The 6970-nt window shown below is 71.2% G+C and carries 5 protein-coding genes; 3 read left to right on the forward strand and 2 right to left on the reverse strand.

Features of this window, described 5'->3' with window-relative positions:
* Positions 1 to 56: 56 nt before the first annotated feature.
* Both ACWD0J_RS20345 and ACWD0J_RS20350 read left to right on the forward strand, forming a co-directional pair.
* Positions 57 to 962: a phytanoyl-CoA dioxygenase family protein gene (locus tag ACWD0J_RS20345; protein ID WP_451497201.1), complete on the forward strand. Its 906-nt coding sequence runs from the start codon at positions 57 to 59 to the stop codon at positions 960 to 962.
* Between the two features lie 103 nt (positions 963 to 1065).
* Positions 1066 to 2199: a prephenate dehydrogenase gene (locus tag ACWD0J_RS20350; RefSeq protein ID WP_451497202.1), complete on the forward strand. Its 1134-nt coding sequence runs from the start codon at positions 1066 to 1068 to the stop codon at positions 2197 to 2199.
* 423 nt (positions 2200 to 2622) lie between these two features.
* Here ACWD0J_RS20350 and ACWD0J_RS20355 read toward each other — a convergent pair whose 3' ends face one another.
* Together ACWD0J_RS20355 and ACWD0J_RS20360 are read right to left on the reverse strand one after the other, a co-directional pair.
* Entirely contained in the window at positions 2623 to 3099 is a 477-nt protein-coding gene (locus tag ACWD0J_RS20355) for an acyl-CoA thioesterase (RefSeq protein ID WP_451497203.1), read from the reverse strand.
* Between the two features lie 99 nt (positions 3100 to 3198).
* Complete coding sequence (locus ACWD0J_RS20360; protein WP_451497204.1) at positions 3199 to 5628, reverse strand: helicase-associated domain-containing protein; 2430 nt, start codon at positions 5626 to 5628, stop codon at positions 3199 to 3201.
* A gap of 173 nt (positions 5629 to 5801) precedes the next feature.
* Here ACWD0J_RS20360 and ACWD0J_RS20365 point away from each other — a divergent pair, with 173 nt between their 5' ends.
* The gene (locus tag ACWD0J_RS20365) at positions 5802 to 6857 is read left to right on the forward strand and encodes a replication initiator (protein ID WP_451497210.1); all 1056 of its coding nucleotides are present in this window, start codon (positions 5802 to 5804) and stop codon (positions 6855 to 6857) included.
* Positions 6858 to 6970: the final 113 nt, after the last annotated feature.

A 6970-nucleotide genomic window follows, 5' to 3' on the forward strand; every position in this document is an offset into this window, starting at 1 on the left:
CGCCTGCCGCCGACGAGCGTCGCCGACGGTCCGACCCGTACCCAGGAAGGCACAACGTGCACACCCAGGACTTCACCCTGACCGCCGCGGAACGTGAGCTGCTGCCCACCGACGAGGAGGTCCAGTTCTACGCCGAGCACGGCTGGTACCTCTCCAAGAAGCTGTTCACCGACCAGGAGATCGACCTGCTGAGTTCGGCCGGCGACCGGTTCTACGCCGGCCACCGCGACCGCGACCTCCCGGCGCGGCCGCCCAAGCTCGCCTACTGGACCCCGCAGGACGGACCGGTCCAGCGGCACAACGACTACATCCACTACGAGGACGACACCATCGGCGGCATCCTGCGCAAGCCGCTGCTCGGCGCCGTCGCCGCGCGGCTCGCCGAGGTCTCCGAGATCCGGGCCTTCCAGTCGACGCTGATCTACAAGCCGTCGCGCCCCGACGAGCCGTCGAACGTCGTCCCCTGGCACTTCGACCGCCACTACTGGGCGACGTGCACGTCCGAGCGGATGCTCACCGCCTTCATCCCGTTCCACGACTGCGCCGAGGAGAACGGCACCATCACCATGGTGGACGGCAGCCACCTGTGGCAGGAGACAGCCGTCCGCGAAAGCACCTCCCGGCACTTCGCCGAGCGCGACCGCAGCGAGCTGGACACGATGCTGGAGACGAACGCCGCGCACAACGACGCCGAGGTGCGAAAGATACCGGTGACCATCCCCAAGGGGCATGTGAACTTCCATCACTGCCGCACCTACCACGGCAGCGGCGCCAACCGCGCCCCCGACCCGCGCCGCGCCGTCTCCTTCCACCTGCAGGACGGGGAGAACCGCTACCGCGACTTCCGGACCGGCGACGGCAGCCCCGTGGCGTACAACCACGACGTCCTGGTGCGCAAGACGGAGCAGGGGGTTCCGGACTACTCCGACCCCGAGTTCTGCCCGGTGCTGTGGAGGAACTGACCCGCACCGCCGCCGGCGAGGCACGGCCCGGAGCCCGCACCGCGCGACTCCGTGCCGTCCGTCCCGCGTGACGGGACCCGCTGTACAGCCTCCAGGGAGAAGCATGTTGCGCATCGCGGCAGTGATCGGCACCGGGCTCATCGGTACCTCTGTGGCCCTGGCCCTGACGGGACGAGGAGTGACCGTGCACCTGCTGGACCGTGACCCGGCGGCCGCCCGCACGGCCGCCGCCATGGGAGCGGGCATCACCGACGAACCGTCGTGCCCGGTCGACCTGGCCGTGCTCGCGGTACCACCGGCCGGTGTCGGGCGGGTCCTGGCCGAGATGCAGCGCCGGGGGCTCGCCCACCACTACACGGATGTGGCGAGTGTGAAGGAGCGTCCCTTGGCGGAGGCGGCCGCCGCAGGCTGTGACCTGAGCACCTACGCGGGCGGGCACCCGCTCGCGGGCCTGGAGCGTTCCGGTCCCGCCGCGGCCCGCGCCGATCTCTTCCGGGACAAGCCCTGGGTGCTCACCCCGTCCCCGCGGACCACGCGGGCCACGCTCGCCCGCGCCCTGCGGCTCGTCCAACTGTGCGGAGCGCGGCCGGTGATGATGCGGCAGGACGAGCACGACCGTGCGGTGGCGCTGATCTCCCACACCCCGCACCTGGTGGCCAGCCTGATGGCGGCCCGGCTCGAGCACGCCCCGGAGTCCGCGGTACGGCTGTCCGGCCAGGGCGTGCGGGACGTCACCCGGGTCGCCGCGGGCAACCCCGACCTGTGGAACGACATCCTGGGCACCAACGCCTCGGCGGTCTCCGAGGTACTGGTCGAACTGGCGGACGACCTGCTGGTCACCGCGCGGGCGCTGGCCGGCTTCACCGTGGGCCGGTCCGGCGACGAGGGGGAACGGGCCACGGCGGGGCTGCGGGACGTTCTCGTCCGGGGCCGGGCGGGCCGCGCCCGTATCCCCGCCCCCCGTCAGGTCCCGGCGGCGCGGAGCGCCGTATCGGTGCTCGTCGGGGACCACCCGGACGTGCTCGCCCGGCTGTTGTCCGACATGGGCGGCACGCGGGTCGCCGTCGAGGGGCTCGCGCTCGACCCGGGCGTGGACCGCGCCATGGGTGTGGTGGACCTGATGGTGGACCCGGGCGCCGCCGAGGACCTCGTCGACGAGCTGTGCTCCCTCGGGTGGCCGGCACTGTGCAGCCCGGGCCGACCGGCGGCCGATGGCACCGTGTCCAACGGCGCTTGAAGCCGTCTCACGGCCTGCGCGGGTACTCCCGACGAGACGGCCCACTGCCCCGGCCCCACTGCCCCGGCAGGACGGAACTCAGGTTGACGTCCGCAGAGTTCGAGGGCGGAATGTCAGGCCGTGGACGGGGCGGTCGCGGCCGGCCGTCCGAAGACCCGGGCCACGCAGTGGCCGTAGAACGCGCGGGCGGGGCCCGACGGCGCCGCCGCCAGGCTCGCTACTTCCCTGCAGGTCCCCTCTTACGGGCGCACCGGGAAAGGGGATGTCAGTCCTGCCGGAAGGCCGCATGGCGGCGCTCCGTGAGGTTCAGACCGGTTCAGACCGGTTCAGACCGGAGAATGTCCCCGCGCAGCTGATTCAGCACAGTGAATGAGGTGAATGAGGTGAATGAGGTGAATGAACGGCGGGCAGCCCGCCCGGTGTTCAGGCGGAACGCTCGGGCAGCAACCCCGTGAGATGCGCCTTGCGCCATCCTTCGGTCCATTCGAGCGGGCGGTACGTCGCCGAGTCGAGCCTGACGATGGCGCGCATCCCGGAGGCGTGCACGGTTCCGTTGTCGCCGATACAGGCGAAGCCGTGGCTGATGCTGGTGCGGCCCAGGCGTTCCAGCCACACCTCGACATCGAGCGGGCCCTCACCGGCGAACGGGAGATGGAAGTCGATCTCGAAGCGGCGGACCGCGTGGAACCTGTCCGGGTTCACTTCGAGACTGTCCGTCCAACGGAAACCCTGGCTCTCGAAGAAGGAAGAAACCCCCCGCTCCGCGTGGACCTGGTAACGGGCGTTGTGCAGGATGCCCATGGGGTCCAGCTCGTCGAAGTGCACCCGCCCGGAGTTACGGAACGGCTTGGCCACCGCACCCGCTTGACCGGGGGGATCTGCTGCCGGGTTCTCTGTCATACGTATGATATTAGCACGATCGATCGTCCTTTTCCGGGGTGTATATCTCGCGAGGTGCCTCGGGGGTGTCATCGGGCGCCTCGGCCCGGCCACCGGGTCCTACGCGGGCATCACGCCATGGATGCGGGAGAGAGTGAAGACGCGTTCCGCTTCGCGCAGGTGGCACCAGGCGTCGAGGTGGGGCGGGTCGAGTTCCAGGTCGCTGAGGGTGCGTACGGTCCGGTCGCCCGAGGTGGCGACGTACTCGATCGTGATGGCCGCACCGGTGTCGATGGCATGGGCGACCTGGCGGACATCGCTGTACGACAGGTGCTTCGCGTATCCGGCGACGATCTCCTCGGTGTCCGTCGCGAAAGGCACCCCGCTGCCGAACGGGTCCGGTTCGGGTGTGAACGGCGGGGCCTTGAGCAGCCGGTCGGCCAGGACGTCCATCCCGGCGTCGGTGGGCACGTCCGAGGCGTGGGTCGCGGTGGTCCGGGGGCCACGCCACCCGACGTTCCTTCGCGGGGGCGGGACGGCGGCGGCGGCCCTCTGCGCCAGACGTTTCTCGATGCGTACTGTTCCCCCGGCGGTCTCGGCGACCGGGGCGTAGCCCGCAGCGCGGAGCGCGGCGAGAGCCGTCGCGGGTGGGCTGCCGCTGACCAGGACCGTCGGGGCGAGCTGCCGCAGGGCGAGCTTGGACAGTGCGCGGTGGGCGGCGAGTTCGGCCAGGAGCGCGGGTTCGTCGCCGTGGATGACACAGGCCGCGGGGGCGATGCGCACCCGGCCGTGACCTCGTGCGGTGTCGGCGATGAGATAGGTCAGCGGCTGTGGCAGGGCCGTGGCGGAACCGGCTGCCAGGTCGGCTGTGATGTCGTCCGGGGTGCGGCCGGCGTCCAGGGCCCGGCGGATACTGCCGGCACTGAAGCGCCATACCGACGCCGTGCCACTGGTCTCCCGGTCGGCCATCGAATCCAGCAGTGCCGCGAGTCGCGCGGACGGGGTGCCGGTGACGACGGCGGTGAGGTCGGCGCCGATCCGGGCCGTCGTGGTCGCGGGGGGCAGCAGCCGTCGGGCCGTGATGTCGAGCTCTTCGTCGGCGTGGGCCGCCAGGTGGGCACCGAGCGGGGACAGCGCACCCCGTGCCAGCACGCCCAGCAGTTCGCCTTCGCGGATCACGGTGCTGAACGGTGCCGTGTCCTGGGGCGAGGCATCGTCGGCGAGCGGACGGTGCCAGGCCACGAGCGGCCCCAGCTCCGAAGCGGCCTTCACACCCTGCCCTGCCGGGAGCCCCGCTGCCGCGGTGAGCAGCCCGTTGCGGGCCTGCAGACAGCCGCCGCAGTCAGGCGCACCGGCGAGCGCGGGAAGCGCCTTGTTGTCTTCGTCGCGCGCCCGGGTGGGGGTGAGCGGCAGGTCCCGCCATGCCCGGAGCAGAACGGCGAGTTGTTCTGCGGGCTCCTGCTCGGCCCAGGCGTCGTACGCCTCGGTGGGAGCTACGCGATCGCCGTCGCGGGCCAGCAGTCCGGCGGCGTACGCGGTCTCCAGGGCGATGCGTACGACGGCGTCGTCCGCTTGGGCGGCCTTGCCGAGCCGGGCCAGTTCACGCGCGCCGATCCCGCCCGACTTAAGCCGGGTCGGTGGAGCGGTCGCGCACGCCGAAAGGACGGAGGCGGCATGGGCCGCGAACGCGGTGGCGGCCACCGCGGCCTCCCGCTCCACTTCCGAGGAGGTGATGGACACCAACTGTGTGACGGGCGGCACAGGTTCGAACGGAGCGTGCCAATCGGGGCCCCGCAGAGCCAAGGCCACCTCGACCGGCATCCGGACGGGCCCGTACCGGTGACGGTCCTGGAGCAGAAGCCCGCGGTCGAGTGCCCATCGGGCGCCTGGTTGGAGATCGTGGCCAGGAGCCCCGAACACGACGAACAGCGACTGACGCGGCGTGGACCTGGCACTCTGCTCAAGCAACTTCCGTGTGGCCGCCGGTGCCCCGGCCACCAACGCGGCGACCCGTTCCGCGTCACTGTGATGCGCCACCAGAGCCGCGAGCCGCTGCTGCTTGGTGCCGGGTGGCTTGATACCCAGGACCGCCAGCATGCCGTGCAGTTCCTCCGAGGTGGTGCCGGCCAGCAGCTCTTCCAGCGGGGCGTCAAGTCCCAGAGGCGTGCTCCACGCCTGCCGCAACGGCGTGGGCATGCGGAGTGTCCCGTTGCCGTCGTGCCACACGAGCGCCCGGTCCGACAACGCCTCCAGGGTCGCGTCCAGCGCGTGTACCGCCGCAGGGGATGTCGAGCCGAGCAACTCCGCGAGGCTGTCCCGGGTCGCTCTTGCTCCCAGGGCGGCCAGCGCCTCGGCGGCCTGCAAGCACGGCAGCGTGAGTTGCGGCAGGACGAGTGCCACAGACCCCGGACGTTGGAGACGGTCCGCCAGTTCCCCCACCGAGCGTGGTTCCGGAGAGGCGGCCGCGTCCTTCCGCATGGCGAGTACGCGTGCCAGGCGGGAACCGTCGAGTGCGCTCAGCCAAGTCGCGAGCGTCGATCGGGACTTCATAGAGGGTGCACCTCGACAGACAGGGAACGTCACAGGCGGGCCGAAGCCGCTTCGGCGCCAAGGCCAAGGATGGCGCAGTTCCATGATCCGCGGATGCCGTACGAAGACAGAGTCCGGGGCACCCGCCTGCCGCGGGCCCAGCCCGACGAGACGAGCCGACGGCAGGAGACGATCTGGCTACCCGATCGCCGAAATGTGGAGGCTGCACCAACCCCATCCGTCTCGACGGCCACCGCACCGAGTACGACGTCGACACCCGCACCGGCGAGATAGGCAACGTCCTCCACCGCCTCGACTCCTCCGACCTCCCCGCCGGCCACCTCCTCGTTGGCTGCAACAACCGCCGTACGACCCGCGGCGCGGCCTGCTCCGAGGTCTACCGCCGCGACACCTTCCACCTGATCACCTCCGGCCTGCGCGGCGGCAAGGGCACCCCGGAGCGCGTCGCCGCCCACCCCCGCGTCTTCGCCACCTTCACCGCCCCCAGCTTCGGCCCGGTCCACAACCGCCCCACCGGCCCGGCCCGAACGGTCCACCCCTGCCGCTGCGGCACCCTCCATGACCAGGACGACCCCGCACTCGGCACCCCGCTCGACCCAGAGACCTACGACTACGAAGCCGCCGTCCTCTGGAACGCGCACGCCGGACCGCTCTGGCGACGCTTCTCCACCTACCTGCGCCGCGAGGTCGCCAAGCGCGCCGGCCTCACCCAACGAGCTTTCCGCGAACACGCCCGGGTGTCCTTCGCCAAGGTCGCCGAGTACCAGAAGCGCGGGGCCGTCCACTTCCACGCCGTCATTGGCCTGCCCGATCCGCTGATCAAGATCCTCCGCCAGCACCAGGACGTACAGGAGCGGGAGCGGGTCGCGGCCGGTGCCGACTGGGAGGGTAAGGGGTACGTGTTCGCCTCGCCGGTCGGTGGGCCGCTGAGCCCGAACACCGACTTCCACGTCTGGAAGCGGATCCTTCGGGATGCGGGCGTACGGGACGGCCGTCTTCATGACGCTCGCCACACCGCCGCGACCGTGCTTCTGATCCTCGGCGTCCCGGACGTCGTGATCGACTCGATCATGGGTTGGGAGCCCGGGGGAGCGGCCCGGATGCGGGCTCGGTACATGCACGTGACCGGGACCATGCTCCGCAAGGTCGCCCAGCAAGTCGGAGACGCGCTCTGGGTGCTGCCCGGCACCGGCACCGCCGGCGTCGGCGGCCAGGAAAAAACCAACTGAGACGGAAACTGAGACGGAAACCGTCGAAGGGCCCCACCGCGAACGGTGGGGCCCTTCGACATCGTGCCCGGTGAGGCACTGGCGGAGGATACGAGATTCGAACTCGTGAGGGG

The sequence above is a fragment of the Streptomyces sp. NPDC003011 genome, from assembly GCF_053591515.1.